The organism is Streptomyces sp. NPDC014861 (assembly GCF_043081625.1).
Lineage (GTDB): Bacteria > Actinomycetota > Actinomycetes > Streptomycetales > Streptomycetaceae > Streptomyces.
The window spans coordinates 328,194-354,258 of the sequence record NZ_JBIBWV010000004.1; the positions used below are offsets into that span (position 1 = coordinate 328,194).

The 26,065-nt window shown below is 73.2% G+C and carries 26 protein-coding genes and 1 riboswitch; of the genes, 12 read left to right on the forward strand and 14 right to left on the reverse strand.

The window, feature by feature from the left end; translation table 11 throughout:
• Nucleotides 1–33: 33 nt before the first annotated feature.
• On the reverse strand, nucleotides 34–1,269 hold the full coding sequence (locus tag ACF1BN_RS10985; RefSeq protein WP_392331278.1) for an NAD(P)/FAD-dependent oxidoreductase: 1,236 nt from the start codon (nucleotides 1,267–1,269) through the stop codon (nucleotides 34–36).
• Between the two features lie 82 nt (nucleotides 1,270–1,351).
• A riboswitch (TPP riboswitch) is annotated at nucleotides 1,352–1,465 on the forward strand.
• On the opposite strand from ACF1BN_RS10985, the gene thiO reads away from it, so the two are divergent.
• From thiO to ACF1BN_RS11015, 6 genes are all read left to right on the forward strand, one after another.
• Complete coding sequence (gene thiO / locus ACF1BN_RS10990) at nucleotides 1,463–2,674, forward strand: glycine oxidase ThiO (RefSeq protein WP_392331279.1); 1,212 nt, start codon at nucleotides 1,463–1,465, stop codon at nucleotides 2,672–2,674. It overlaps the preceding riboswitch by 3 nt.
• Nucleotides 2,671–2,877: a sulfur carrier protein ThiS gene (gene thiS, locus ACF1BN_RS10995; RefSeq protein WP_392331280.1), complete on the forward strand. Its 207-nt coding sequence runs from the start codon at nucleotides 2,671–2,673 to the stop codon at nucleotides 2,875–2,877. The genes thiO and thiS overlap by 4 nt, the downstream gene beginning before the upstream one ends.
• Before the next feature lie 5 nt (nucleotides 2,878–2,882).
• Nucleotides 2,883–3,677: a thiazole synthase gene (locus ACF1BN_RS11000; RefSeq protein ID WP_392331281.1), complete on the forward strand. Its 795-nt coding sequence runs from the start codon at nucleotides 2,883–2,885 to the stop codon at nucleotides 3,675–3,677.
• A gap of 88 nt (nucleotides 3,678–3,765) precedes the next feature.
• Entirely contained in the window at nucleotides 3,766–5,688 is a 1,923-nt protein-coding gene (gene pknB, locus ACF1BN_RS11005) for a Stk1 family PASTA domain-containing Ser/Thr kinase (protein WP_392331282.1), read from the forward strand.
• Between the two features lie 7 nt (nucleotides 5,689–5,695).
• A complete protein-coding gene (locus ACF1BN_RS11010; RefSeq protein WP_392331283.1) occupies nucleotides 5,696–6,547 on the forward strand; it encodes a deoxyribonuclease IV in 852 nt (283 codons plus the stop codon).
• A gap of 139 nt (nucleotides 6,548–6,686) precedes the next feature.
• Complete coding sequence (locus ACF1BN_RS11015) at nucleotides 6,687–7,244, forward strand: DUF4396 domain-containing protein (protein WP_392331284.1); 558 nt, start codon at nucleotides 6,687–6,689, stop codon at nucleotides 7,242–7,244.
• Nucleotides 7,245–7,268: 24 nt separating this feature from the next.
• Here ACF1BN_RS11015 and ACF1BN_RS11020 read toward each other — a convergent pair whose 3' ends face one another.
• On the reverse strand, nucleotides 7,269–7,913 hold the full coding sequence (locus tag ACF1BN_RS11020) for a sulfite oxidase-like oxidoreductase (protein ID WP_392331285.1): 645 nt from the start codon (nucleotides 7,911–7,913) through the stop codon (nucleotides 7,269–7,271).
• 181 nt (nucleotides 7,914–8,094) lie between these two features.
• Between ACF1BN_RS11020 and bfr the strand changes: the two genes are divergently transcribed.
• Nucleotides 8,095–8,571 carry a bacterioferritin gene (bfr, locus tag ACF1BN_RS11025; protein ID WP_015032978.1) on the forward strand — a complete coding sequence of 159 codons (477 nt, stop codon included), beginning with the start codon at nucleotides 8,095–8,097 and terminating at the stop codon, nucleotides 8,569–8,571.
• 17 nt (nucleotides 8,572–8,588) lie between these two features.
• On the opposite strand, the gene ACF1BN_RS11030 is transcribed toward bfr, so the two are convergent.
• Nucleotides 8,589–8,861 carry a bacterioferritin-associated ferredoxin gene (locus tag ACF1BN_RS11030; protein ID WP_392331286.1) on the reverse strand — a complete coding sequence of 91 codons (273 nt, stop codon included), beginning with the start codon at nucleotides 8,859–8,861 and terminating at the stop codon, nucleotides 8,589–8,591.
• A 122-nt stretch (nucleotides 8,862–8,983) separates the two neighbouring features.
• Nucleotides 8,984–10,336 (reverse strand): class II 3-deoxy-7-phosphoheptulonate synthase, encoded by a 1,353-nt coding sequence (locus tag ACF1BN_RS11035; RefSeq protein ID WP_392331287.1) that lies wholly within the window; start codon nucleotides 10,334–10,336, stop codon nucleotides 8,984–8,986.
• 227 nt (nucleotides 10,337–10,563) lie between these two features.
• Between ACF1BN_RS11035 and ACF1BN_RS11040 the strand changes: the two genes are divergently transcribed.
• The 3 genes from ACF1BN_RS11040 to ACF1BN_RS11050 all read left to right on the forward strand — a co-directional run bounded on the left by ACF1BN_RS11040 (nucleotide 10,564) and on the right by ACF1BN_RS11050 (nucleotide 15,433).
• Entirely contained in the window at nucleotides 10,564–13,302 is a 2,739-nt protein-coding gene (locus ACF1BN_RS11040; RefSeq protein WP_392331288.1) for an N-acetylmuramoyl-L-alanine amidase, read from the forward strand.
• Nucleotides 13,303–13,394: 92 nt separating this feature from the next.
• Nucleotides 13,395–13,451 carry a trp operon leader peptide gene (locus ACF1BN_RS11045; protein WP_107049246.1) on the forward strand — a complete coding sequence of 19 codons (57 nt, stop codon included), beginning with the start codon at nucleotides 13,395–13,397 and terminating at the stop codon, nucleotides 13,449–13,451.
• Between the two features lie 104 nt (nucleotides 13,452–13,555).
• A complete protein-coding gene (locus tag ACF1BN_RS11050; RefSeq protein WP_392331289.1) occupies nucleotides 13,556–15,433 on the forward strand; it encodes a chorismate-binding protein in 1,878 nt (625 codons plus the stop codon).
• Here ACF1BN_RS11050 and ACF1BN_RS11055 read toward each other — a convergent pair.
• The 4 genes from ACF1BN_RS11055 to ACF1BN_RS11070 all read right to left on the reverse strand — a co-directional run bounded on the left by ACF1BN_RS11055 (nucleotide 15,430) and on the right by ACF1BN_RS11070 (nucleotide 19,220).
• Complete coding sequence (locus ACF1BN_RS11055) at nucleotides 15,430–16,431, reverse strand: 2-hydroxyacid dehydrogenase (protein ID WP_392331290.1); 1,002 nt, start codon at nucleotides 16,429–16,431, stop codon at nucleotides 15,430–15,432. The two genes, ACF1BN_RS11050 and ACF1BN_RS11055, sit on opposite strands and share 4 nt — an antisense overlap.
• Nucleotides 16,432–16,530: 99 nt before the next feature.
• Nucleotides 16,531–17,178 (reverse strand): response regulator, encoded by a 648-nt coding sequence (locus ACF1BN_RS11060; protein ID WP_392331460.1) that lies wholly within the window; start codon nucleotides 17,176–17,178, stop codon nucleotides 16,531–16,533.
• Nucleotides 17,179–17,222: 44 nt separating this feature from the next.
• A complete protein-coding gene (macS, locus tag ACF1BN_RS11065) occupies nucleotides 17,223–18,452 on the reverse strand; it encodes a MacS family sensor histidine kinase (protein WP_392331291.1) in 1,230 nt (409 codons plus the stop codon).
• A 36-nt stretch (nucleotides 18,453–18,488) separates the two neighbouring features.
• Complete coding sequence (locus tag ACF1BN_RS11070) at nucleotides 18,489–19,220, reverse strand: lysophospholipid acyltransferase family protein (RefSeq protein ID WP_360313587.1); 732 nt, start codon at nucleotides 19,218–19,220, stop codon at nucleotides 18,489–18,491.
• Between the two features lie 190 nt (nucleotides 19,221–19,410).
• Between ACF1BN_RS11070 and ACF1BN_RS11075 the strand changes: the two genes are divergently transcribed.
• Nucleotides 19,411–20,193: an alpha/beta hydrolase gene (locus tag ACF1BN_RS11075; protein ID WP_392331292.1), complete on the forward strand. Its 783-nt coding sequence runs from the start codon at nucleotides 19,411–19,413 to the stop codon at nucleotides 20,191–20,193.
• Nucleotides 20,186–20,863: a hypothetical protein gene (locus tag ACF1BN_RS11080; protein WP_392331293.1), complete on the forward strand. Its 678-nt coding sequence runs from the start codon at nucleotides 20,186–20,188 to the stop codon at nucleotides 20,861–20,863. The genes ACF1BN_RS11075 and ACF1BN_RS11080 overlap by 8 nt, the downstream gene beginning before the upstream one ends.
• Nucleotides 20,864–21,031: 168 nt before the next feature.
• On the opposite strand, the gene ACF1BN_RS11085 is transcribed toward ACF1BN_RS11080, so the two are convergent.
• The 6 genes from ACF1BN_RS11085 to ACF1BN_RS11110 all read right to left on the reverse strand — a co-directional run bounded on the left by ACF1BN_RS11085 (nucleotide 21,032) and on the right by ACF1BN_RS11110 (nucleotide 25,990).
• Nucleotides 21,032–21,787, reverse strand: a complete 756-nt coding sequence (locus ACF1BN_RS11085; RefSeq protein WP_392331294.1) for an endonuclease/exonuclease/phosphatase family protein — start codon at nucleotides 21,785–21,787, stop codon at nucleotides 21,032–21,034.
• A gap of 78 nt (nucleotides 21,788–21,865) precedes the next feature.
• Nucleotides 21,866–22,807 (reverse strand): ROK family glucokinase, encoded by a 942-nt coding sequence (locus tag ACF1BN_RS11090; protein ID WP_389162215.1) that lies wholly within the window; start codon nucleotides 22,805–22,807, stop codon nucleotides 21,866–21,868.
• 75 nt (nucleotides 22,808–22,882) lie between these two features.
• Entirely contained in the window at nucleotides 22,883–23,389 is a 507-nt protein-coding gene (locus ACF1BN_RS11095) for a DUF5304 domain-containing protein (protein WP_392331295.1), read from the reverse strand.
• Nucleotides 23,390–23,443: 54 nt separating this feature from the next.
• Complete coding sequence (locus ACF1BN_RS11100) at nucleotides 23,444–24,613, reverse strand: ArsA family ATPase (RefSeq protein ID WP_392331296.1); 1,170 nt, start codon at nucleotides 24,611–24,613, stop codon at nucleotides 23,444–23,446.
• Nucleotides 24,614–24,691: 78 nt separating this feature from the next.
• Nucleotides 24,692–25,132, reverse strand: a complete 441-nt coding sequence (locus ACF1BN_RS11105) for an SRPBCC family protein (protein ID WP_392331297.1) — start codon at nucleotides 25,130–25,132, stop codon at nucleotides 24,692–24,694.
• A gap of 90 nt (nucleotides 25,133–25,222) precedes the next feature.
• On the reverse strand, nucleotides 25,223–25,990 hold the full coding sequence (locus ACF1BN_RS11110) for a metallophosphoesterase (RefSeq protein ID WP_392331298.1): 768 nt from the start codon (nucleotides 25,988–25,990) through the stop codon (nucleotides 25,223–25,225).
• Nucleotides 25,991–26,065 lie beyond the last annotated feature (75 nt).

The window sequence follows — 26,065 nt, forward strand, 5'->3', positions numbered from 1 at the left end:
AGTCGGGCCACCCCCGTCGCCTCCGTCCGGGGGTCAGGAGCCACTCCGGAGGACCGCCGACTTGAGCGGGACGGCGGGGTCGGCGGCGCGCTCGGGGTCGACGGCGGCGCCGGCCTCGATGAGTCTGCGCCCCTGGGCGAGGTCGCGGGGGCGGCCGACGGCGAGCAGCGCGACCAGCACCCCGTCGCGCAGCCAGAGCACCGACCAGGAGCCGCCGGAGGAGTCGCCGCGCCGCACCAGGGTGTCGGCGCCGGCGTGGTGGCCGGCGTACTGGACGAAGCGGCCGAACTGCTCGGACCAGAAGTACGGGACGGGGTCGTACGGCTGCGGCTCCGCGCCCTCGGAGCCGGTGATGCAGGCGGCGACCGTGCGGGGGCCCTGGAGGGCGTTGTCCCAGTGGTGGACGAGGAGCCGTTCGCCGTAGCGGGCGGAGGGGAAGGAGGCGCAGTCGCCGACCGCGTACACCTCGGGCAGCGAGGTACGGAGGCGGTCGTCGGCCGTGACGGCGCCGCCGGGGTCGAGGGCGATGCCGGAGCCCGCGAGCCAGTCGGTGGCGGGGCGGGCGCCGATGCCGACGACGACGGAGTCGGCGGGCAGCTCGCGGCCGTCGGCGAGGACGACGGCGCCCGGCCGGACGGTGGCCACGCGCGCGTGGGTGAGGAGTTCGGCGCCGCTCTCGGCGTACCAGCCGGCCATGGCGGTGGTGACCTCGGCGGGCAGGGCGCCGGCGAGCGGCAGGGCGGCGGCCTCGACGACGGTGACGGCGCAGCCGGCCTCGCGCGCGGCGGTGGCGAACTCGGCGCCGATCCAGCCGGCGCCGACCACGACGACGGGGCCGCCGCCCGCGAGGACGGGGCCGAGGCGGACGGCGTCGTCGAGGGTGCGCAGCAGGTGGACGCCGGGGACGCCCTCGGTGCCGGGCAGCGTGAGCGGGTGGGCGCCGGTGGCGAGGACGAGGGTGTCGTACGGGAAGCGTCCCGCCTCGGTGACGAGCTCGCGCTCGGCGGGGCGCACCCCGGTGACGTCGAGGCCGAGCCGGAGGTCGACGCCGAGGGACTCGAAGTCGACGTCGAAGGCGGAGTGCTCGGCCTTGCCGAGGAGGACGGCCTTGGAGAGCGGGGGCCGGTCGTAGGGCTGGTGGGGTTCGGCGCCGATGAGGGTGACGGGGCCCTCGAAGCCCTGCTCGCGCAGGGCGACGGCGGTCTGCACGCCCGCCATGCCCGCGCCGACGATCACGACGTGCCGCTGGGTCTGCTTCTGCTCGCTCACCCGTCCACCTTACGCAGCTGACGATCCGTCAGGAAGGGAGGTGCCCTGTGGCACCCCGGCCGCGGGGGCTAGGGTGGCGGGCACAACCACTCGCGGGAGCCCGGACGCACCGGGCTGAGAGGGGGGCTGGCCGGCCTCCGACCGTACGAACCTGATCCGGGTCATGCCGGCGAAGGGAGGGGCGGGAACGCCCATGCGTTCTTCCGAAGCACACCAGAACGAGCCGACCTCACGCCCGACCGGGCCGACCACCGACGTGCTCGTCGTCGGAGGCGGCGTCATCGGCCTGGTCACGGCCTGGCGGGCGGCCCTGCGCGGGCTGAGCGTCGCGGTCATCGACCCCGACCCGGGCGGCGGGGCCGCGCGGGTCGCGGCCGGGATGCTCGCCGCCGTCACCGAACTGCACTACGGCGAGGAGACCCTCCTCGGGCTCAACCTCGCCTCGGCGGCGCGCTACCCCGCGTTCGTCGCCGAGCTGGAGGAGGCCTCCGGCCTCGACGTCGGCTACCGCGCCTGCGGCACCCTCGCGGTCGCGCTCGACACCGACGACCGGGCCCACCTGCGCGAACTCCACGCCCTCCAGACCCGCTGCGGGCTCGCCTCCGAGTGGCTGAGCGGCCGCGAGTGCCGCCGGCTCGAACCCATGCTGGCGCCCGGGGTGCGCGGCGGGCTCCGGGTGGACGGCGACCACCAGGTGGACCCGCGCCGGCTGGCCGCCGCGCTGCTCACGGCCTGCGAGCGGGCCGGGGTGGTCTTCCACCGGGCGCTCGCGGAGCGGCTCGTCGTGGCCCGCGAACGGGCGCGCGGGGTCGTCCTCGGCGACGGCACCGAGCTCGCCGCGGGCCTGACCGTGCTCGCCGCGGGCAGCCTCAGCGGCCGGCTCGCGGGCGTGCCCGAGGCGGTGCTGCCGCCGGTCCGCCCGGTGAAGGGCCAGGTCCTGCGGCTGCGGATCCCCGCCCCGTACGCCCCCTTCCTCTCCCGCACCGTCCGGGCCGTGGTGCGCGGCAGCCACGTCTACCTGGTGCCGCGCGAGAACGGCGAGCTGGTCGTCGGCGCCACCAGCGAGGAGCTGGGCTGGGACACCACGGTGACCGCCGGCGGGGTGTACGAGCTGCTGCGCGACGCCCACGAGCTGGTCCCCGGCCTCACCGAGCTGCCGCTCACGGAGACCGTGGCCGGACTGCGCCCCTGCTCCCCCGACAACGCGCCGGTGCTCGGGCCGAGCGCCCTGCCGGGTCTCCACCTGGCCACCGGCCACTACCGCAACGGGATCCTCCTCACCCCCGTCACCGGCGACGTCATGGCGGAGGCGCTCACCACGGGCGTCCTCCCCGAAGAGGCGCGCCCCTTCTCCCCCCACCGTTTCCCCACCGCTCTGCCCGTACGTCAGGAGCAGCCCGCATGAACGTGTCCGTGTCCGTGAACGGCGAGCCGCGCGCCCTCGCCGCCCCCGTCTCCCTGGCCTCCCTGGTCGCCGGCCTCACCACCGCCCCCGCCGGGGTCGCCGCCGCCGTCAACGAGGCGGTGGTGCCGCGCGGCGAGTGGGCGACGACGCTGCTCGCCGACGGCGACCGGGTCGAGGTCCTGACCGCGGTGCAGGGAGGCTGAGCGCGATGTCCGACGACGTGTTCGTCCTCGGCGGTACGGAGTTCTCCTCCCGCCTCATCATGGGCACCGGCGGCGCCCCCAGCCTGGACGTCCTGGAGCGCTCGCTGGTCGCCGGCGGCACCGAGCTGACCACGGTCGCCATGCGCCGCCTCGACCCGACCGTGCAGGGCTCGGTCCTCTCCGTCCTGGACCGGCTCGGCATCCGCGTCCTGCCGAACACGGCGGGCTGCTACACGGCGGGCGAGGCCGTGCTGACCGCCCGGCTGGCCCGGGAGGCGCTGGGCACCGACTGGATCAAGCTGGAGGTCGTCGCGGACGAGCGGACCCTCCTGCCCGACGGCGTGGAGCTCCTCGACGCCGCCGAGACCCTGGTGGACGACGGCTTCACCGTCCTGCCGTACACCAACGACGACCCGATCCTGGCCCGGAAGCTGGAGGACGTGGGCTGCGCGGCGATCATGCCGCTCGGCTCCCCCATCGGCTCCGGCCTCGGCATCCGCAACCCGCACAACTTCGAGCTGATCACCGAGCGCGCGGGCGTGCCGGTCATCCTGGACGCCGGCGCGGGCACCGCGTCGGACGCGGCGCTCGCGATGGAGCTGGGCTGCGCCGCGGTGATGCTCGCCTCGGCGGTCACCCGTGCGCAGGAGCCGGTCCTGATGGCCTCGGCGATGCGGCACGCGGTGGAGGCGGGCCGCCTCGCGCACCGCGCGGGCCGCATCCCCCGCCGCCACTTCGCGGAGGCGTCCTCCCCCGTGGAGGGCCGCGCCCGGCTGGACCCGGAACGCCCCGCGTTCTGACCCCGGAGCGGAGCGGGGTACGTCACAAGCGTGCTGCGGTCGGGGCACGCGGGGCGGGGCGTCCGTACCGGCTCGTAGACTCGACGCCGTGGACACGACCCTTCAGGACCCCCTCGTCGGGCGGCTGCTCGACGGCCGCTACCGCGTCGACGCGCGCATCGCCGTCGGCGGGATGGCCACGGTCTACCGGGCCGTCGACACCCGCCTCGACCGCGTCCTCGCGCTCAAGGTGATGCACCCCGCCCTGGCGGCCGACGCGGTCTTCGTCGAGCGGTTCATCCGCGAGGCGAAGTCCGTCGCCCGCCTCGCGCACCCGAACGTGGTCGCCGTCTTCGACCAGGGCGCCGAGGGCGCGTACGTCTACCTGGCGATGGAGTACGTCTCCGGCTGCACCCTGCGCGACGTGCTCCGCGAGCGCGGCGCCCTCCAGCCCCGCGCCGCCCTGGACATCCTGGAGCCGGTCCTCGCCGCGCTCGGCGCGGCGCACCGGGCCGGCTTCGTCCACCGGGACATGAAGCCGGAGAACGTGCTGATAGGGGACGACGGCCGGGTCAAGGTCGCCGACTTCGGGCTGGTCCGCTCGGTCGGCTCGGCGACCGCCACCACCGGCGCGGTCCTCGGCACCGTCTCCTACCTCGCCCCCGAGCAGATCGAGCACGGCACCGCCGACACCCGCGCCGACGTGTACGCCTGCGGCGTCGTCCTGTACGAGATGCTGACGGGCGGCAAGCCGCACGGGGGCGACACCCCGGCCCAGGTCCTCTACCAGCACCTCCACACCGACGTGCCGGCCCCGTCCGCCGCCGTCCCCGGGCTGCCGCTCGAACTGGACGAGCTGGTCGCCGCCGCCACCGCCCGCAACCCCGAGGTCCGCCCGCACGACGCCGTGGCCCTGCTCGCCCTGGCCCGGGAGGCGCGCGCGGCGCTCACCGACGCCCAGCTGGACGCGGTGCCGCCGCGGGCGCGGGCCAGCCGGCGGGACACTGGGGAGGACCGCACCGGCGTCATCGCCCGCCCGGTGCCCGCGCCGGAGGCCGGCGACCCGCACGCGGTGCAGCACACCAGCCGCCTCACGACCCCCGAGCTCCCGCCGCCGGCCCGTCGCCCGCGCACCCGCCCGAGGCCGCCGCGCGGCCCGCTCCTGATCGTCGCCGGCGTCCTGCTCGCGCTGGGCCTCGGCGCCGGCGTCTGGTACATCAACGCCGGCCAGTTCACCCGCGTCCCCGCTGTCCTCGGCCAGACCGAGCAGGTGGCCGCGGGACGGCTCGCCGACGCCGGCCTGGAGCTGGGCACGACGCGGCGCGCCTTCAGCGACGTGTACGAGCGCGGCACCGTGATGGGCGTCGACCCGGCGCCCGGTGAGCGGGTCCGCAGCCACGCCACCGTCACCCTGACCCTCTCCCGGGGGCCGGAGATCGTGAAGGTGCCGAATCTGAAGAACAAGCCGCTCGACGAGGCCAAGCGGATCCTCGCGGAGCAGGGCCTCGCCCCCGGCGTGGTCACCACCGAGTTCAGCACCACCGTCGCCCAGGGCGCGGTGATCGGCTCCGACCCGGAGCCGGGCACCGAGCGCGCCCCGGACTCGGCCGTCGCGCTGCTGGTCAGCAAGGGCGCCCCGGTCGACGTGCCGGACGTGACCGGCGAGACCGTGGACGACGCCACCGCCACCCTCCGGGAGGCCGGTCTCGACGTCTCCGTCGCACCGGAGCGGATCCACTCCCCCGAGGACGCCGGCGCGGTCGCCGCCCAGTCCCTCGCCGAGGGCAGCCGGGCCGCGAAGGGCGACGCGATCACGCTGACCGTCTCCAAGGGCCCGCGCCAGGTCGAGGTGCCGGACGTCGTCGGCATGTCGACCGACGAGGCCCGCGAGGAGCTGGAGGCCGCCGGTTTCGAGGTGAAGGTGGAGAAGGACTTCCCCTTCCTCGGGGACGAGGTCACGGGCCAGTCCGTCGAGGGCGGCGAGGCCGCCCCGGAGGGGTCCACCGTCGCCATCACCATCAAGGGAATCTGAGACACCCATGCGCAACCCCGTCGGCGGCCACGTCCCCGTGGCCGGCGGACTCGCCACCACCGGCCTCGGCTACGCCCGGGAGCTGGGCGCCGAGACCGTCCAGGTCTTCGTCGCCAACCCGCGCGGCTGGGCCACCCCGACCGGCAACCCCGCCCAGGACGAACGCTTCCGGGAGGAGTGCGCCGCGGAGTCGCTCTCGGCCTGGGTGCACGCCCCGTACCTGATCAACTTCGGCTCCCACACCGAGGCCACGGTCGAGAAGTCGGTCGAGTCGCTGCGCCACTCGCTGCGCCGCGGCCGGGAGATCGGCGCGAAGGGCGTCGTCGTCCACACCGGCTCGGCGACCGGCGGGCGCCCCCGCGAGGAGGCGCTGGCGCAGGTACGGGAGCGGATGCTGCCGCTCCTCGACGAGCTGACCCACGAGGACGACCCGTACCTCCTCCTGGAGTCCACGGCCGGCCAGGGCTTCTCGCTCTGCTCCCGGGCGGAGGACTTCGGCCCGTACTTCGACGCGCTCGACCACCACCCCAGGCTGGGGATCTGCCTCGACACCTGTCACATCTTCGCGGCCGGCCACGACCTGGCGGAGCCGGGCGGGGCGGTACGGACCCTGGACGAGCTGGTGGCCACGGTCGGCGAGGGCCGGCTGCGGCTGATCCACGCCAACGACTCCCAGGACGTCTCCGGCGCGCGCAAGGACCGGCACGCCAACATCGGCGTCGGCCACATCGGCCAGGAGGCCTTCCGGCAGCTCCTGCGCCACCCGGCCACCGACGGCGTCCCGCTGGTCATCGAGACGCCGGGCGGCAAGGAGGGCCACGTCGCCGACATCGAGCTGCTCAAGAAGCTCCGGGACTGATCCGGCCGAGGCGGACGATCCGGCCGGGCCGGCCGGGCCGGATCGTCCGCCGCTGATCGTCTCCGATTGAGGAATACCCCACAGGGGTATACGGTTCCGGAGGACGCAGGAACCGCTACCCGAGGCTGGGGGCACCCTCATGGAGCACGAAGCGCACCACGACCACACAGGACACACCGACCACACGGGTCACACGGGCCACGGGGGCCATCACGCGGGTCACGGCGACCACGGGGCCCACGCAGGTCACGCCGGCGGCGGGGCGTCCTGGGGCACGGCGGCGAAGGCGACCCTCCACTGCCTCACCGGCTGCGCCATCGGCGAGGTCCTGGGCATGATCATCGGCACCGCGCTGGGCTGGGGCAACGCGCCGACCATGGCCCTCGCGATCGCCCTCGCGTTCTTCTTCGGCTACGCGCTCACGCTGCGCGGCGTCCTCGCCGCCGGCCTGGACTTCAGGTCCGCCTTCAAGGTGGCGCTCGCCGCCGACACCCTCTCGATCGCCGTCATGGAGATCGTCGACAACGGCGTGCTGCTGCTCGTCCCGGGCGCCATGGACGCCCACCTGGACGCGCCGCTCTTCTGGGGCGCGCTCGCCTTCGCCTTCCTCGTCGCCTTCGTGGTCACCACCCCGGTGAACAAGTGGCTGATCGGCCGCGGCAAGGGGCACGCCGTGGTGCACCAGTACCACCACTGAGCGCGGACCGGCGGCGGCCCGGGGCTATAGCTCCGGGCCGTCGCCCGGTTCCTCCTGGTACGAGTAGCGCTGCTCGGTCCACGGGTCGCCGAGGTTGTGGTAGCCGCGCTCCTCCCAGAAGCCCCGGCGGTCGGCGGTCATGTACTCCACGCCGCGGACCCACTTCGGGCCCTTCCAGGCGTACAGGTGCGGCACGACGAGCCGCAGCGGGAATCCGTGCTCGGCGGTGAGCAGCTCGCCGTCCTTGTGGGTGGCGAAGACGGTGCCCTCGGCCGCGAAGTCGGCGAGCCGCATGTTGGCGCTGTAGCCGTACTCGGCCCAGACCATCACGTGCGTGACGTGCGGGGCCGGCGGCGCGAGCTCCAGGACCGTCCGGGCGGCGACCCCGCCCCACTCCGCGCCGAGCATGCTGAACTTGGTCACGCAGTGCAGGTCGGCCACCACCGTGGAGAACGGCAGGGCCGAGAACTCCTCGTGGTTCCAGCAGCGCTTGTCGCCGTCCGCGGTGGCACCGAAGACGCGGAACTCCCAGCGCTCGGGCTTGAACTTGGGCACGGGCCCGTAATGGGTGACCGGCCAGCCCCGCTGGAGCCTCTGCCCCGGCGGGAGCTCGGGAGAAATGTCCGCCATCCCCGCTTCCCGGTGTACCCCGCTCTCCGGCTGACCCATGTCATCCATGGTGACAGACGGCGAGGGGTGGTCATGACCAGCCACCCACCCGGACGCAGCCATTCGGGCAAGTCCTACTAAGCCTGCACTTACTGGACGCCCCCCATTCGGAGTGCGAGGATGCGGCCATCCTGCCCTGTGAGAGGCCGGATACACCCCGTGATGGAAGGAACCTGGAGCGATGCAGGGCGACCCCGAGGTCCTGGAGTTTCTGAACGAGCAGCTGACCGGCGAGCTGACGGCCATCAACCAGTACTGGCTGCACTACCGCATCCAGGACAACAAGGGCTGGACGAAGCTCGCGAAGTACACCCGCGAAGAGTCCATCGACGAGATGAAGCACGCGGACAAGCTGACCGAGCGCATCCTGATGCTCGACGGCCTGCCCAACTACCAGCGGCTCTTCCACGTGCGCGTCGGCCAGACCATCACCGAGATGTTCCAGGCGGACCGCCAGGTCGAGGTGGAGGCGATCGACCGCCTGAAGAGGGGCATCGAGGTCATGCGCGCCAAGGGCGACATCACCTCGGCCAACCTCTTCGAGGAGATCCTCGCGGACGAGGAGCACCACATCGACTACCTGGACACGCAGCTGGAGCTGATCGAGTCGCTGGGCGAGGCGCTCTACATCTCGACCCTCATCGAGCAGCCGAGTTAGCGGGCCGCCCGAACGGGCTAGGCGGCCTCGGAGAGGTCGTCGAGACCGTCGAGACCGTCGAGGTCGGTGACGTCCGCGGCGAGGGCGGGCACACCCTTGTCCAGGAGCTCGCGGCGCGGGCAGTTCCCCCGCCCGAGGAGGGCCTGGATGCGCCGGACGCACGAACCGCAGTCCGTGCCCGCCTTGCAGGCGGAGGCGATCTGGCGGGGCGTGCACGCGCCGGCGTCCGCGTGTTCCTTGACCTGCTTCTCCGTGACACCGAAGCATGAGCAGACGTACACGCGGTTCACCTCCCGCCGAGATCGATTAGGCTAACCTAACCTTACCCGGCGGCCGGGGAGCGTAAAAGCCTTCGCTACGACGATGGGGCGCGGATCACAAGGATCCGCGCCCCATCGTCGTAGGTATCTACTTACTGATCGCGGTACATCTCGGCCACGAGGAACGCGAGGTCGAGCGACTGGCTCCGGTTGAGGCGCGGGTCGCAGGCCGTCTCGTAGCGCTGGTGCAGGTCGTCGACGAAGATCTCGTCGCCGCCGCCCACGCACTCGGTGACGTCGTCGCCGGTGAGCTCGACGTGGATGCCGCCCGGGTGGGTGCCCAGCTCCTTGTGGACCTCGAAGAAGCCCTTGACCTCGTCGAGCACGTCGTCGAAGCGGCGGGTCTTGTGGCCCGAGGCCGCCTCGAAGGTGTTGCCGTGCATCGGGTCGGTCACCCAGGCGACGGTCGCGCCCGAGGCGGTGACCTTCTCGACCAGCTCCGGGAGCTTGTCCCGGACCTTGTCGGCGCCCATGCGGACGATGAAGGTCAGCCGGCCCGGCTCGCGGTCCGGGTCGAGGCGCTCGATGTACGTCAGCGCCTCCTCCGGGGTGGTCGTCGGGCCCAGCTTGATGCCGATCGGGTTCGCGATCCGCGCGGCGAACTCGATGTGCGCGTGGTCCAGCTGGCGGGTGCGCTCACCGATCCAGACCATGTGGCCGGAGGTGTCGTACAGCTTGCCCGTGCGGGAGTCGGTACGGGTGAGGGCGCCCTCGTAGTCGAGCAGCAGCGCCTCGTGGGAGGCGTAGAACTCGACGGCCTTGAACTCGGCCGGGTCGGTGCCGCACGCCTTCATGAAGTTCAGCGCGTTGTCGATCTCGCGGGCGAGCGCCTCGTAGCGCTGGCCGGACGGGGACGACTTCACGAAGTCCTGGTTCCAGGCGTGCACCTGGCGCAGGTCGGCATAACCGCCGGTGGTGAAGGCGCGGACCAGGTTGAGCGTGGAGGCGGAGGCGTTGTACATCCGCTTCAGGCGCTCGGGGTCCGGGACGCGGGCCTTCTCGTTGAAGTCGAAGCCGTTGACGGAGTCGCCCCGGTAGGTGGGGAGCGTCACCCCGTCACGGGTCTCGGTGCCCTTCGAGCGGGGCTTGGAGTACTGCCCGGCGATGCGGCCCACCTTCACGACGGGCACGGAGGCCGCGTACGTCAGGACGGCGCTCATCTGGAGCAGGGTCTTCAGCTTGGCCCGGATGTGGTCGGCCGACACCGCGTCGAAGGCCTCGGCGCAGTCGCCGCCCTGGAGCAGGAACGCCTCGCCACGGGCGACGGCTCCCATCCGGGCGCGCAGCTGGTCGCACTCGCCGGCGAAGACGAGCGGAGGATACGACTCGAGGTCCGCGATCACATCGCGCAGAGCCTCGGCATCGGGGTACTCGGGCTGCTGCGCCGCGGGCAGGTCTCGCCAGGTCGCCTCGGCGACGGCGTGGGATTCAGCGTTCACGGTCACACGGACCACAGTACGGGGTTAATCGCCCTGTCCAGCCCGGTGCCCAGTGACTGAGACGCGCGCCCGTAATGTCCGGGCGTGATCTTCACGCCATCGAGTGATGTTACCCTCGGGCCCGTTTAGCAAACGAGCAAAGCCGCTCGGGGCTGACGTACACATACATAGCTGATGACACAGGGGTGGGTGTGACCCAGAGGCACCGCAGGGATCGCAAGAAGAAACGACTCTTGTACGGAGCGGCGGCCGCGGTCGTCGCCACGGCCACGATCGGCACCATCGCGGTCGCCTCGCCGGGCCTCCTGGGCACGGCCGACGACGCGAAGCCCGGCAGCACGGAAACCCTCCAGGAGCAGTTCGCGGCGGCGGCGGCGGAGTTCGACGTGCCGCAGAGCGTGCTGATGGCGGTGTCGTACCAGCAGACCCGCTGGGAGTCGCACGACGGCGAGCCGAGCACGACCGGCGCGTACAACGTCATGGGCCTGACCAAGGTCGACCCGGAGGACGTCGAGCAGCAGGTCACCGACGAGCAGATCGACCACTTCAACGGCTCCGGCCGGCCGGAGATCGAGAAGACCTTCGACCGCGCGAAGGTCCGCAGCATCCTGGAGAAGGCGCTCGTCGACACCGACGACCCCCGTCTCCACACGCTGGACAAGGCCGCCGACCTCATCGACAGCTCCACCGAGGCCGTCCAGAACGACACCACCGCGTCCATCCGCGCCGGTGCCGCACTCCTCGCCGACTACCAGAAGCAGGCGGGTGCCGAGCTGTCGGACGAGCCCGGTGCCTGGTACCCGGCGGTGGCCCGGTACAGCCAGTCCCCGGAGAAGAAGGGCGCCGAACTCTTCGCGAAGCGCGTCTTCGATTCGATCAAGAAGGGCGAGCAGGAGCTCACCCTCGACGGCGAGCAGGTCGCGCTGCCGGCCGATCCCGGGGTCGAGCCCATCAAGCCGTCGAACGTGCCGCTGGCGGCCACGTTCGCGAGCACGACGGCCGCCTCCCTCCCGGACTGCCCCGCCGGCCTGAACTGCAACGTCAAGCTGAGCGTGCCCTCGTCCACCGGCAAGAAGAACTACACCGCCGGTGACCGGCCCAACCAGGGCGTCGACATCCGTCAGATCGTCATCCACGACACCGAGGGCGGCTACGACGGCTCGCTCAAGGTGCTCACCGACCCGTCGGGCGGGGGCAGTGCCCACTACCTGATCCGGGCGTCCGACGGTCTGGTCACCCAGATGCTCGAGAACAAGAACCTGGCGTGGCACGCGGGCAACTGGACCCACAACATGCACGCCATCGGCGTGGAGCACGAGGGCTACGCCATCAAGGAGGGCAGCTGGTACACCGAGCCCCAGTACCGCTCCTCCGCAGCGCTGGTGAAGCACCTCGCCACCACGTACGGCGTGCCGCTCGACCGTGAGCACATCATCGGCCACGACGAGGTCGCGCTCCAGACGGACGACGACGTCGCCAACCTGCACTGGGACGGCGGCCCGTACTGGGACTGGAACCACTACATGTCCCTCCTGGGCGTCCCGCAGGGCGACCAGGGCGCGGGCGGCCTGCTCCGGGCCGGCCAGACGGTCCGGGTCGTCCCGCCGTTCACCACGGCGAACCAGCCGAAGCTGAGCGTCGGCGGCACGGCCGTCCCGGCGCGGCCGTCCAACTTCGGCTACCTGTACACGTCGCCCTCGACGAGCGCGACGACGCTGAAGGACCCGTACTTCACCTCCCTCTGGTCCGAGGGCTCCAACTACGGCAACAAGGTCCGCGCCGGCGGTCTGTACGTCGTCGCCGAGGTCCGGTCGAACTGGACGGCGATCTGGTACGCGGGCGAGAAGGCGTGGTTCTACAACCCCGGCGGCCAGTACACCGTGCCCGTGAACGCGACCACGGTGAAGGTCAAGTCCGGTCTGACCTCGGCCAAGATCTACGGCCGCGCGTTCCCGGAGACGGCCGCCTACACCGCCGCGGGCCTCACCGCCCCGGGCGACGAAAACGCTTCCCTCACCAGGTTCTCGCTGGGTGCGAGCCAGGCCTACGTGAAGGCCGGTCCCGCCGTGAAGGGCGACGACTGGTTCGGCTCCGCCCAGAAGAACGTCATCGGCTCCACGATGTTCGTGCCGATCCGCTTCCACCACAAGATCGTCTGGGTGAAGCAGAGCGACGTCGCCGAGGCACCCGGCGCCACCCCCGTCGCCACGAGCGACCGCAACAACGTCATCGCCCGTGACGCCGCCGGCGTGCTCTGGCAGTACCAGGGCAGCGGCAGCGGCTCCGCGCCGTTCCTGACCAAGTTCCGGGTCGGGCCGGGGTGGCAGGAGTACGACACCATCACGCCGATGACGACGCTGAAGGCGGACGGGACCGGGGACGTCGTCGCGCGCGGCAAGGACGGGGTGCTCTGGTACTACAAGGGCACCGGCAACCCCTCCGCGCCGTTCAAGACGCGTCTGAAGGTCGGCGGCGGCTGGAGCGTCTACGACAAGCTCCTCGGCGTCGGCGACATGAACGCCGACGGCCGCGCGGACCTCATCGCCCGCGACCGGACCGGCGTGCTCTGGCTGTACAAGAACACCGGCGCCTCCCCGAACCCCTTCGCCACCCGGGTCCGCGTCGGCGGCGGCTGGAACATCTACAACGAGCTGATCAGCACCGGCGACATGACCGGCGACGGCAAGCCCGACCTGATCGCCCGCGACAAGACCGGCGTGCTGTGGCTGTACAAGAACACCGGCGGCTCCCCCAACCCGTACGCCACCCGCGGCAAGGTCGGCGGCGGCTGGTCCGTCTACAACCTCATGGTCGGCGCCGGTGACCTCGACAAGGACGGCAAGCCCGACCTGATCGCCCGGAACGCCTCCGGCGAGCTGTGGTTCTACAAGAACAAGGGCGGCTACCCGAACCCGTACGCCCCCATGCAGCGGGTCGGCGGCGGCTGGGGGGTCTACAACCTGATCGTCTGATCGGGCGACCGGCCCCGAACGGGGTCCGTCCCGCGCCGTCCACGGCGTGGGACGGGCCCCGTTCCCGTTCCCCGCTGGGTTACAGTGCTCGCATGTACGCGCTTCCGACCCAGAACTGGTGGTGGACCGTCCCTCCGGCGGCCCACTGACTGCGCGTATCCGAAGTCCACGCGAAGGCCGCCCGAGGGGCGGCCTTTCTCGTTCCCGCGAGGCCGTTCCTCTCCGCACTCCGACCGGAAGGAACCCGCACGCCATGACCTTCGACCTCTCCCGTCTCCTCGACGACTCCGCCCCGCCCTTCGCCCTGCTGCGCCGCCGCACCCCCGGCCGCGACCACGACACCGTCGAGGTGCTGATCGGGGCCGTCCACGAGGCCGAGCGGCTGGCCGACCTGCCGGTGGGCGAGCGCCCCGCGCTGGCGCTCGTGCCGTTCCGGCAGATCCGGGAGCGCGGCTTCGACGTGCGGGACGACGGGACGCCGCTGTCGGTGCTCGTCGCCGAGGAGACGTACGAGCTGCCGCTCGGCGAGGCGCTGGAGGCGCTGCCCGCGCGTCCCGTGGCCGTGACCGGCGGGGGCTTCGACGTCTCCGACGAGGAGTACGCGGGGATCGTGCGGCGGGTGATCGAGGAGGAGATCGGCGGCGGCGAGGGCGCCAACTTCGTCATCCGGCGGACGTACACCGGGGAGATCCCCGGCTTCGGGCGGGCCGACGCGCTGGCCCTCTTCCGGCGGCTGCTCGCGGGCGAGCGGGGCGCGTACTGGACCTTCGTGGTGCACACCGGGGAGCGGACGCTCGTCGGGGCCAGCCCCGAGGTGCACGTGCGGATGGCGGGAGGCACGGTCGTCATGAACCCGATCAGCGGCACGTACCGCTACCCGGACGGCGGGGCGCCGACCGCCGAGGGGCTGCTCGGCTTCCTCGCCGACCGCAAGGAGACCGAGGAGCTCTCCATGGTGGTGGACGAGGAGCTGAAGATGATGTGCACGGTCGGGGACATGGGCGGGGTGGTGATCGGCCCCCGGCTGAAGGAGATGGCCCATCTCGCCCACACCGAGTACGAGTTGCGGGGGCGGTCCTCGCTGGACGTACGGGAGGTGCTGCGGGAGACGATGTTCGCGGCGACCGTGACGGGCTCGCCGGTGCAGAACGCGTGCCGGGTGATCGAGCGGCACGAGGCCGGTGGGCGCGGCTACTACGCGGGGGCGCTCGCGCTGCTCGGGACGGACGGGAGCGGGGCGCAGACGCTGGACTCCCCCATCCTGATCCGGACCGCCGACATCGCCGCCGACGGGCGGCTGCGGGTGCCGGTGGGAGCCACCCTGGTCCGGCACTCGGACCCGGCGGGCGAGGTCGCGGAGACCCACGCGAAGGCGGCGGCGGTGCTGACGGCGCTCGGGGTGCGGGAGGGACGCCCGGCGGCGGAGGACGCGCGCGTCCGGCCGCGGCTGGCGGACGATCCGCGGGTGCGGGACGCGCTGGACGCCCGGCGGGCGGACCTGGCGCCGTTCTGGCTGCGGATGCAGGTCCGGTCGGCGGAGCTGAGCGGGCACGCGCTGGTGATCGACGCCGAGGACACCTTCACCGCGATGCTGGCGCACCTGCTGCGCTCCTCGGGGCTCGACGTGTCGGTCGTCCGCTACGACGAGCCGGGTCTGCGCGAGCTGGCGCTCGCCCATGAGGGTCCGGTGGTGCTGGGGCCCGGTCCCGGCGACCCGACGGACGCGGCCGACCCGAAGATGCGGTTCCTGCGCGGACTCACCGCCGAGCTGCTGCGCGAGCACCGGCACGGTCTTCTCGGGGTGTGCCTGGGGCACGAGCTGATCGCGGCGGAGCTGGGCCTGGAGATCGTGCGCAAGCGGACGCCGTTCCAGGGCGCGCAGGTCCGGATCGACCTCTTCGGGCAGGAGCGGACGGTCGGCTTCTACAACAGCTTCACCGCGCGCTGCGGCGAGCGGGAGGCGACGGAGCTGGCGCTGCACCGGATCGAGGTGAGCCGGGACGCGGAGAGCGGCGAGGTGCACGCGCTGCGGGGCGGCGGCTTCGCGGGCGTGCAGTTCCACCCGGAGTCCGTGCTGACGCTGGAGGGGGCCGCGCTGACGGCCTCCCTCCTCGCGGGGGTGCTGGTCTAGCGGGCGGCCCGCGGGACCAGGACGTTCTCGCCGCGCCGGCCCTGGGTGTAGTCGAGGACGTTCTGGACCGTGGTGTCGACGATCTGGCCCACCGCGTCGGTGGTGTAGTACGCCTGGTGGCTCGTCACCAGGACGTGGGGGAAGGTCATCAGGCGGGCCAGGGTGTCGTCCTCGACGACCGCGAGGGACTTGTCGAGGAAGAAGAGGCCGGCCTCGGCCTCGTAGACGTCGAGGCCGACGCCGGCGAAGCGGCCGGCGCGCAGTTCGGTGACGAGGGCGTCGGTGTCGATCAGGCCGCCGCGGCTGGAGTTGACCAGGAGGGCGTCGTCCTTCATGGCCTTGAGGGCGGCGGCGTCGAGGATGTGCTGGGTGGCCGGGAGCAGCGGTACGTGGAGGCTGACGAGGTCCGCCTCGGCGAGGAGCCGGTCCTTGTCGACGTACTCCATGCCGAGTTCGACGCAGGCCGGGTTCTCGGCGACGTCCCAGCCGAGCAGCCGCATGCCGAAGCCGTGGGCGATCCGGGCGAAGGCCTCGCCGATCTTGCCGGTGCCCAGGATTCCCGCGGTGCGGCCGCGCATGTCACGGCCCATCAGCCCGTCGAGCCGGAAGTCGAAGTCGCGGGTGCGGTTGGAGGCGCGGACGATCCGCCGGTTGACGGCCATGGCGAGGGTCCAGGCGAACTCGGCGACGGAGTAGGGCGAGTAGTACGAGACGCGGGCGACGGTGAGGCCCAGGCGCTCGGCGACCTCCAGATCGATGTTGTTGAAGCCGGTGGAGCGCTGGGCGATCATCTGGGTGCCGCCGGCCGCGAGGGTCTGCAGGACCCGGTGGTCGAGGATGGCGTTCACGCTGGTGGAGATGATCTCGTAGCCCGCCGCGATGGGGGCGGTGTCCTCGGTGAGGAAGACATCGAGGCAGCGGACGTCGTGGTGGCCCGCGAACGCCTTCTCGATCATCGGCTTCTCGTCCGCCTGTACGCCGAATGCCAGGATCTCCACGCCAGTCCTCTCGCCGGAAGGCCGCGTATGCGCCCGAATCTGGCGCATACGGGCCTGAATATACGGCTCCGTCCCCCGGCCCGCCCGGCGCCCGGCCGGTCAGCCCTCGTCGAGGCCGCGCTCGATCGCGTACCGGACCAGCTCGACGCGGTTGTGCAGCTGGAGCTTGCCGAGGGTGTTCTGGACGTGGTTCTGCACGGTGCGGTGGGAGATGACGAGCCGCTCGGCGATCTGCTTGTAGCTGAGGCCCTTGGCGACGAGCCGCAGGACCTCGGTCTCGCGGTCGGTGAGGCGCGGTGCCTCGGGCTCGCCGGCGCCCGTGGAGGGGCCGGGCTCGGAGGCGAGGCGGCGGTACTCGCCGAGGACCAGGCCGGCCAGGCCCGGGGTGAAGACCGGGTCGCCGGCGGCGGTGCGGCGGACGGCGTCGGTCAGCTCCTCGGTGCTGGCCGACTTCAGCAGGTAGCCGGTGGCGCCGGACTTCACGGCCTCCAGGACGTCGGCGTGCTCGCCGCTCGCCGAGAGGACCAGGACCCGCAGCCCGGGGAGGGTGCCGACCAGTTCCTTGCAGACCTGGACGCCCGGCTTGGCCGGCAGGTTCAGGTCCAGGACGAGGACGTCGGGCCCGGCGGCCGGGGCCCGGCGCACGGCCTGCTCGCCGTCGCCCGCGGTGGCGACCACGTCGAAGCCGGCCTCGGCCAGGTCGCGGGCGACGGCGTCCCGCCACATGGGGTGGTCGTCGACGACCATCACCTTGATGGGCCGCCCCTGCTCCGCCGCGCTGTCTGCCTCGTTCACTTGTCTCCTGCCTTCCCCCGTGCGTCCCGCGGCGGTCGCGGGACCTTCAGTTCGACTTCGGTGCCCTGGCCGGGGACCGAGATCAGCTCGGCCGTGCCGCCCAGGTCGCGCAGGCGTCCGCGGATGGACAGGGCCACGCCCATCCGGCCCTCGCCCTCCGCCTCGACGAGCCGGCCCTCCGGGATGCCGGGCCCGTCGTCCCGGACGGTGACGATGACCTCGTCGTCCCAGTCCTCGACCAGGATCCACGCGCACGCGCCCGCGCCCGCGTGGACCCGGACGTTGTCCAGGGCCGCGCCGACGGCGGCGGCCAGTTCCCGCGCGGCGCCGGAGGGCAGCGGGACGGGCACCCCGGGGTCGGCGAGGGTGACCCGGGCGCCGGCCCGGGGGGCGAGCAGGGCGCGCAGGTCGACGGGGGTGTCGTCGTGGGGTTCGTCGTCGACCTCGACGACCCGGACGACGGCCCCCTCGGACTCGTCCTCGGAGACGTGGCTGGGGCGGGTGAGGCCGCCGGCGACCAGGGTGCGCAGGGCGACCTCCTGCTCGCCGGCCATCCGGCCCAGCTCGGCGGCCTCGCCGCCGAGCGCGGTGCCGCGCCGCTGCACCATGGCGAGGACCTGGAGGACGCTGTCGTGGATGTCGCGGGCGAGCCGCTCGCGCTCCCGGGTGGCGGCCTCGATCTCCAGGGCCCGGGCGAGGGTGCGCTCGGAGGCGCGGGCGACCTCGACGACGTACCCGATGGCGATGGAGGCGACCCAGACGAGGATGACGTTGTGCACGGTGTCCCGGCTGGGGTGGCCGCGCTCGATGATGTTGGCGACGGCGACCAGGGAGGAGGCGAGACCGGCCCAGCGCCAGCCGCCCTTGATGGCGTAGGCGAGGACGGATCCCGCGGTCCATATCGTCGGCAGCGTCGGCCCGTCCACGGTCTGGGCGTGGGCGTCGGCGAGCGGGGTGAGGAGGATGCCGGTGAGGGCGACGGTGAGGTCGGCGACGAGGAAGCGCCGGGTGCAGCTGGCCGCGTTCGCCACCTTGGGGAGGGTGGCGAGGTTCCAGACGCAGAGCACCGCCAGGTAGACCACGGCGATCCAGGGCCGCTCGTAGCGGTCCCGGCCGGTGGCGAAGATCAGCACCGCGTAGACCATCGTCAGGACGCGGTATCCGGTCAGCGCGCGCCACAGCGGCTGCTCGACCGACATGCGCACGACACGCTCGCGCTTGGCCATCTCCCCCACCCCCACCGGCGCCCCCTCGCGGGAGCGTCAGGCGCCGGACTCTTCCCGTGCGGCGATCTCCGCCTTCACGGCCTCCTTGGCGGCCTTCTCGGCCTCGGCGATCTGCCGCTTGGCGGCGGTCGCGTAGATGTCCACGTACTCCTGGCCGGAGAGCTTCATGATCTCGTACATGACCTCGTCGGTCACCGAGCGCAGGATGAAGCGGTCGCCGTCCATGCCGTGGTAGCGGGAGAAGTCCAGCGGCTTGCCGATCCGGATCCCGGGACGCATCAGCTTCGGGACGACCTTGCCGGGCGGCTGGATCTTCTCGGTGTCGATCATGGCGACGGGGATGACCGGGGCGCCGGTGGCCAGCGCCACCCGGGCGAGCCCGCCGGGCTTGCCGCGGTAGAGGCGGCCGTCGGGCGAGCGGGTGCCCTCGGGGTAGATGCCGAAGAGGCCGCCGCCCTCGATGACCTCGATGCCCGCCTTGATGGCCGCCTCGCCGGCGCCCCGGGCGCCCGAGCGGTCCACCGGGAGCTGGCCGACGCCCTTGAAGAAGGCGGCGGTCAGCCGGCCCTTCACGCCGGGCGTCGTGAAGTACTCCGCCTTCGCGATGAAGGTGACCTTGCGGTCGAGGACGGCGGGGAGGAAGAAGGAGTCCGAGAAGGACAGGTGGTTGCTGGCGAGGATCGCGGGGCCCTCGGCGGGCACGTTCTCCAAGCCCTCCACCCAGGGCCGGAAGGCGAGCTTCAGGGACCCTCCGAGGGAGAACTTCATTGCGCCGTAGATCAACTCGCCATGCCTTCCGTGTGCCGTCGCGACGACTTTATCCCGTACCCGCGCGCCGCCCCCGCTGCGGCCCTGGTCGGGTGTCGGTCCGGTCGCGTACCGTGAAGGTCCTTCCCCCATCGCCGTACGGCTCCGACGCCCCCGACGCGCCGGAGCCGCAACCGAACAGGAGACCCCGGTGCCGGTCCTTCCCGGAGCCGAGCCGTACCGCCATGAGGGCGGAGAGGTCGGCGTCCTTCTCTGTCACGGATTCACCGGTTCCCCGCAGTCGATGCGCCCGTGGGCCGAGTACCTCGCGGAGCACGGCCTGACGGTGTCGGTGCCCCTGCTGCCGGGGCACGGCACCCGCTGGCAGGACATGCAGCTCACCACCTGGCACGACTGGTACGCGGAGGTGGACCGGGCACTGCGGGAGCTGACCGCCCGCTGCTCGGCCGTCTTCGTCTTCGGCCTCTCCATGGGCGGGGCGCTGTCCCTGCGGCTCGCGGCGAAGCACGGCGACGCGATCGACGGCGTCGTGCTCGTCAACCCGGGGAACAAGGTGCACGGCCTCGCCGCGCACGCCCTGCCGGTGGTGCGGCACCTCGTCCCGACGACGAAGGGCGTGGCGAACGACATCGCGAAGGAGGGCGTGACCGAGCTCGGGTACGACCGGGTGCCGCTGCACGCGGCGCACTCCCTGCGGCAGTTCTTCCGGCTGGTCGACGGCGAGCTGCCGCAGGTCACCCAGCCCCTCCTGCTGCTGCACAGCCCGCAGGACCACGTGGTGCCGCCGGCCGACTCGGCCCGGGTGCTCGGCCGGGTCTCCTCCACGGACGTCCGTGAGGTCCTGCTGGAACAGAGCTACCACGTGGCGACGTTGGACCATGACGCGGAGAGGATCTTCGAGGAGAGTCTGGCGTTCGTCGAGCGTCTCGCCCCGGGACTCGTGGGCGGGAAGGGGAGCAGGAGCGGTGGCTGACCAGCAGGACGGCGGCGAGCGGGAGCCGCAGCCCATCGACGAGGAGGCGGCGTGGGCCGCGATCGTCGCGGGGTACGGCGAGGAGCCGGCGGATCCTCCGGGCGCGCGGCCGTACCGGCCGATCGAGACCCTGAGGCTGCCGGAGCCGGAGGAGCTGGAGGCCCGTGAGGCCCGGGCGGCCTCGGGCGGTGACGTGCCGAAGCCCGACAAGCCGAAGCCGAAGCCGGACCCGAAGCGGGAGGCGCCGACGCCGCTGTCGCCGGAGCCCGAGCCGGGCCCGGACTCGGGTGACGAGGGGGACGAGAAGCCGGCGCTCGGCAGCTCGGTCGTCTTCGCGCCCGGGGTGCGGCCGAGCGGCGGCCCGCGCGACTACAGCCTGGCGGAGCCGGAGGCGGGTCCCGGCGGTTCGGAGGAGGGCCACTTCGTGCCGCCGGAGCCGCCGCCGCTGCCGGAGGCGGACACCACCACCAAGTTCGCCTGGCTCGGCGTGGTCGGCGGCCCGGTGCTGATGCTGGTCGCCGTCCTCCTCCAGTGGGACATGACGTGGTGGCTCACCACCCTGTGCATCGGCGGTTTCCTGGGCGGTTTCGCGACGCTGGTGGCCCGTATGAAGGGCGACGACGAGGACGACGACGGCTACGACGACCCGGGCCGCGGCGCCGTGGTGTGACACCGTCGGCGGCGGCCCCGGCGGTGACCCCGGCGGCGGGCCCGGCCCCGGCCCGTCTGCCGCGCCCGGAGCCTCACGCCGCCGGGGCCGGGAGGCGGGCCGGGGCCGCTGTCGTCCAGGGCCCGGAGCCCGACCCCGGCCGGGACCGTCCGGGGGCCGGGGCCGCCGTCAGACCGGGGCCGGGAGTCTGACCGCCGCCAGGACCGGGAGGTGGTCGGTGGCGGCGGTCAGGTCGGCGGGGTCGAGGCCGGTGGGGACGCCGCAGCCCAGGAACTCGACGCCGTCCGTCGCGAGGACGACGTCGATCCGCTGCCGCGGGGCGGTGGGCGGGTGGGTGTGCTCGGTGCCCCACGGGCGGACCTCCCAGCCGTCGCGGAGGCTCCGGGTGAGCCGGGTGAAGGCCGGGCCGCCGGGCCGCTCGTTGAGGTCCCCGGCGACGATCGTGTACGGGGTGCCCAGCGCGGCGACCCGGTCGAGGACCAGTCCGGCCTGGGCGTACCGCTCGTCCTCGCGCAGGCTCAGATGGCAGCTGACGAGCCCGAGCCGGACCGCTCCGAAGCGTACGACGGCGGTGGCGAGGCCCCGCCGGTGCAGGCCGGGGGTGAGCGGCAGCAGGACGTCCTCGGTGCGCTCGACGGTGGCGCGCAGCGAGCAGAGCAGCAGCGGCCCCGCGGCGGTGGCCCCGCCGGAGAGGACGAGGAGCTCGCTCTTGGCGGCGAGCCGGGCCGCGTGCTTGCGCCAGCGGAAGAAGCGCGGGGCCTCCTGGGCGAGGACGACGTCCGGGGCGCAGGCCCTGATCACCCGGGCGAGGGCGTCCTCGTCGTCGCGCATCGAGCGCAGGTTGTAGCTGAGGATCCGGACCACGGCCGAGCCGTCCGGCTCGGTACGGGAGGCGGGCAGCGCGCCGGTCGCGTCGAGGGCCATGGGCCCAACATAAGGCGGATGCCCGCCCCGCCCCAGAGGGCGCGGCGGGCATCGACCGAAACGGCGGGCCGGGGCGGGTCAGCCCTGGCGGGCCAGGTCCGCGGCGCCGACCAGTCCTGCCTTGTTGCCGAGCTGGGCGGCGAGGACCTGGGCGTGCGGGCGCCACTGGCCGCCGATCAGCCAGCGGCGGAAGGACTTGCGGATCGGGTCGAGGACGAGGTCTCCCTCGTCCGAGACGCCGCCGCCGACGATGAACGCCGACGGGTCGAAGAGCGAGGCCAGGTCGGCGAGTCCGGCGCCGGCCCAGCGGGCCAGCTCGCGGAAGGAGTCGACGGCGACCGGGTCGCCCGCGCGGGCGGCCTCGCTGACGTGCTTGCCCTGGATGCCCTCCGGGGTGCCGTCGCCGAGACCGAGCAGGACCTCGGCCCGCTCGGGGGTGGCGTTGGCGCGCTGGCGGGCGTAGCGGACGAGGGCGCGGCCGGAGGCGTACTGCTCCCAGCAGCCCTGGCTGCCGCAGCCGCACAGCAGGCCGTCGGGGACGACCCGGATGTGGCCGAACTCGGCGGCGACGCCGAAGCGTCCGCGGCGGAGCTTGTTGCCGATGATGATGCCGCCGCCGAGGCCGGTGCCGAGGGTGATGCAGATGACGTCCTCGTGGCCCTGGCCGGCACCGAAGCGGTACTCGCCCCAGGCGGCGGCGTTGGCGTCGTTCTCGACGACGACGGGGAGCCCGACGCGCTGTTCGACCTTGTCCTTCAGCGGCTCGTGCCGCCAGTCGATGTTCGGCGCGAAGAGGACGGTGGCCCGCTTGTCGTCGACGTAGCCGGCCGCGCCGATGCCGACGGCCTCGATCTGGTGGCCCTTGCCAGCCTCGGAGACGGCCGCGCAGATGGCGTCGACGATGCCCTCGGGGGTCGGCGGGGTGGGCACCGTGTGCGTGTCGAGGATGTTGCCCTCCTCGTCGACCACGCCGGCCGCGATCTTCGTGCCGCCGATGTCGACGCCGATGGTGAGTCCCATGTGTCCCTCAGTTTTCGGTCGAGCCCCGCTAGGGCCCACCGTACCCGAGGGGAGGGGCCGTACTGATCAGTCTGATCAGTCCAGGTCGATGGGACGGCCGGGGGTGGGGCCTTCGTCGCCGTCCGCGCGGTCGTCCCCGTCGCGGGCCTCGGGCTCGCGGGGGGTGTCGGCGGCGCGGCGGGGGTCGTCCTCGGCGAGGCCGGAGCCGCGGGTCCAGCGGGTCTCGTGGCCCTCGACGGCCGAGCGGTAGGCGGCGAGGAGTTCGCTGCCGGCGGCGGCGAGGTGGTCGAAGACCTGCGGGTTGCGCTCGATGACCGGCTCGACGGCGGCCTTCGCCTGGTTGACGAGTCCCTTGACGGTCGCCGCGGCCTGGGCGGCCGCCTCGGCGGCGTTCTGCCCGCCGAGCAGCGGGGCGGCGGCGCCGAGTCCGCCGGTGAGCTTGTCGGCGACGGCCTCGAAGAGCTTGCGGAACTCCTCGGCGGGCGAGCCGGGCTCGGCGCCGTGCTCCGCGCGGCGGCGGGCCTTCTCCGCCTCCAGGTCCTCGGCGCACGCCTCGGCCCAGGCGTCCGGATCGCTGTTCATGGCGTACTCCTCCGTCGCTTCCCTTCCTTCGACGGTACACGCCGGGGGAAGCGGTCAGGAGTCCTTGGGCCAGAGTCCGGGGTCGGGGGCGAAGCGGACGGCGAGGTCGCCGTCGACGAGGCCGGCGCCGGTGACGGTGCAGCGGCGCAGGGCGGGCGGGAGGGACAGGATGCGGCGGAAGGGTCCGGCGCCGAGGAGGAGTTCGTCGCCCCTGCGGACGAGGGAGAGCTCCTGCTTGACGGCGCCGGGCAGCGGGAGGTGCCAGACGAGCACGCCGTCCCGTGCGCGCCGGTCCTCGACGGCGGGCGCGGGCGCGGGGACGGGCGGGAGGCCGGGGCGCACGGCGGCGAGCAGGGCGAGGTCCTCGGGTCCTCGGGGGGCGCGGCCGAGGTGCGGCAGCTCGTGCAGGACGTCGCCGGCGTCGGCGCGGAGGGTCTCCAGGTGGCGGTGCTGCTCGGTGGTGAGGGCGGTCAGCCAGGGGTCGTCGGAGGTGGCGGGGAGGAGCCGGTTGGCGATGACGGCGTCGAGGGCGAGGCCCTGGAGCGCGAGGCCGAGGCGGGCCTCGCGGAGGGTGGCGGCGGCCGCCGGGCCGGGTTCGAGGACGAGGCGGACGGTGGTGCCGGGGGCTTCGACGACGTCCTGGACGGCGGCGAGCTCGCGCTCCCAGCGGGCGGTGGTCTCGTACAGCCACTGGGCGGGCATGGGGACGCCGGCGAGCTGGGCGAGCATCGGGCGCAGCGCGCGGGCGGCCTGCCGTTCGGGCGGCAGCAGCCGGCGCAGGTAGCGGCGGAGCTGCTCGGGGAGGGCGAGGACGGTGAGGGCCTCGCGGAGCGGGGGGAGGTCGACGACGGCGAGGTCGTGGTCGCCTGTGGCGGCCTCGCGCAGGGCCCGGAGGAGGGCGAACTGGCGGCTGCCGGGAAGTTCGGTGAGTTCGGCGTCCTCGAAGGGCGCGGCGCCGAGGAGGTCGAGGACGGTCCCGGAGCGGGCCTGGAGGGCGAGGAACTCACGCCGGAAGTCGCCGGCGGGGTCGGGTCGCAGGACGGTGAGGGACCCGGGGCCGGCGAGGTCGGGGGCGGCGTCCTCGGCGGGCGCGGTCCGCGCGGGATCCGTGTCGCCGGGGACGAGCAGGACGCGGCGGCCCGCGTGGGCCTCGGCGAGGGCGGTCGCGGTGGCGACCGTGGTGCGCCCGGCGCCGCCGGCTCCGGTGACGAGGATGATCCGCATGCGGGTGACGCTATCGCGGGTCCGCCGGGGGCCGGTCCCCGGTCTCCGGTCCCCCGGCCGGGGGTCTCGGCCCGGTGCTCAGGCCTTCGACTCCACGCGCTTCTTCAGTCCGGCGAGGGCGCGGTCGATGATGACCTTCTCCGCCTTGCGCTTGATCATGCCGAGCATGGGGATCTTGACGTCCACGGTGAGCTGGTAGGTGACCTGGGTGCGGTCGCCCTCCAGGGCGGTGAGCCGGTAGGAGCCGTCGAGGGAGCGCAGCATCTGGGACTTGACCAGGGTCCAGCTGACCTCGTTCGCGCCGGTCCAGGTGTAGGCGAGGGTGTGGTCGTCCTTGATGGCGCCGGCGTCGAGGACGAGGCGGACCTTCTCGGCGCGGCCGGCGTCGTCGGTCTCCAGGACCTCGGCCTGGGTGACCTCGCCGGTCCAGTCGGGGTAGCGGGCGAAGTCGGCGATCACACCCATGACGTCGGCCGGCGCCGCCTCGATGGTGATGCTGGAGCTGGTGTGTTCGGCCATCGCGGTGGCTCCTCCACTGTGCGGTCCGGCGGACGTACGAAGGGCACACACGTGCCGACGGAAGGCTATCGCGCCCGGCTCGGGCGCCCGTCACCACTCCAGGACGAAGGGGCGGCCGCCGGCCGCGAAGTGTCCGACGTTCACGCATTCGGTGGCGCCGATCCGCATCCGGCGGGCGAGCGGCTGGTGGACGTGGCCGAAGAGGGACCAGCGGGGGCGGGTGCGGTGGATGGCGTCGAGGAGGGCGCGGCTGCCGCGCTCGAAGCGGCGGGCGACGGTGTCGTAGGTCAGGTCGGGGACCTCGGGCGGGATGTGGGAGCAGAGGACGTCGACCTCGCCGAGGGCCTCGACCTTGGCGGCGTACTCCTCGTCCGGGATCTCGTACGGGGTGCGCATCGGGGTGCGCAGGCCGCCGCCGACGAAGCCGAAGGTCAGGCCGCCGAGCTCGATCCGCTGTCCGTCGAGGACGGTGGTGCCGGGGCGGGCGTACTCGGGCCAGAGGGTGGGGATGTCGACGTTGCCGTAGGTGGCGTAGGTGGGGGTGGGGAAGGCGGCGAAGAGTTCGGCGTACTGGCGGCGGACGGCGGCCTCGATGGCGGTCTCGCGGTCGACGGCGAGTCCGGCCCAGAGGCTGCGGCCCAGGTCACGGGCCTCGTCGAAGCGGCGGGCGGTGCGCAGCTCGACGATCCGGTCGGCGTTGGCCACGCCGAAGAGGTCGGGGAAGATGCCCCGGCTGTGGTCGGCGTAGTCGAGGAAGAGGACCAGGTCGCCGAGGCATATGAGGGCGTCGGCGCCGTCCCCCGCCCGGGCGAGGGCGCCGGAGTTGCCGTGCACGTCGCTGACCACGTGGACTCGCATGAGCCCACTTTAGGGGGTCGGACCTGCGGTTACTTGGGAGTCGGGAAAGCTGTGGATTACTGTGCGCGGAGGGCC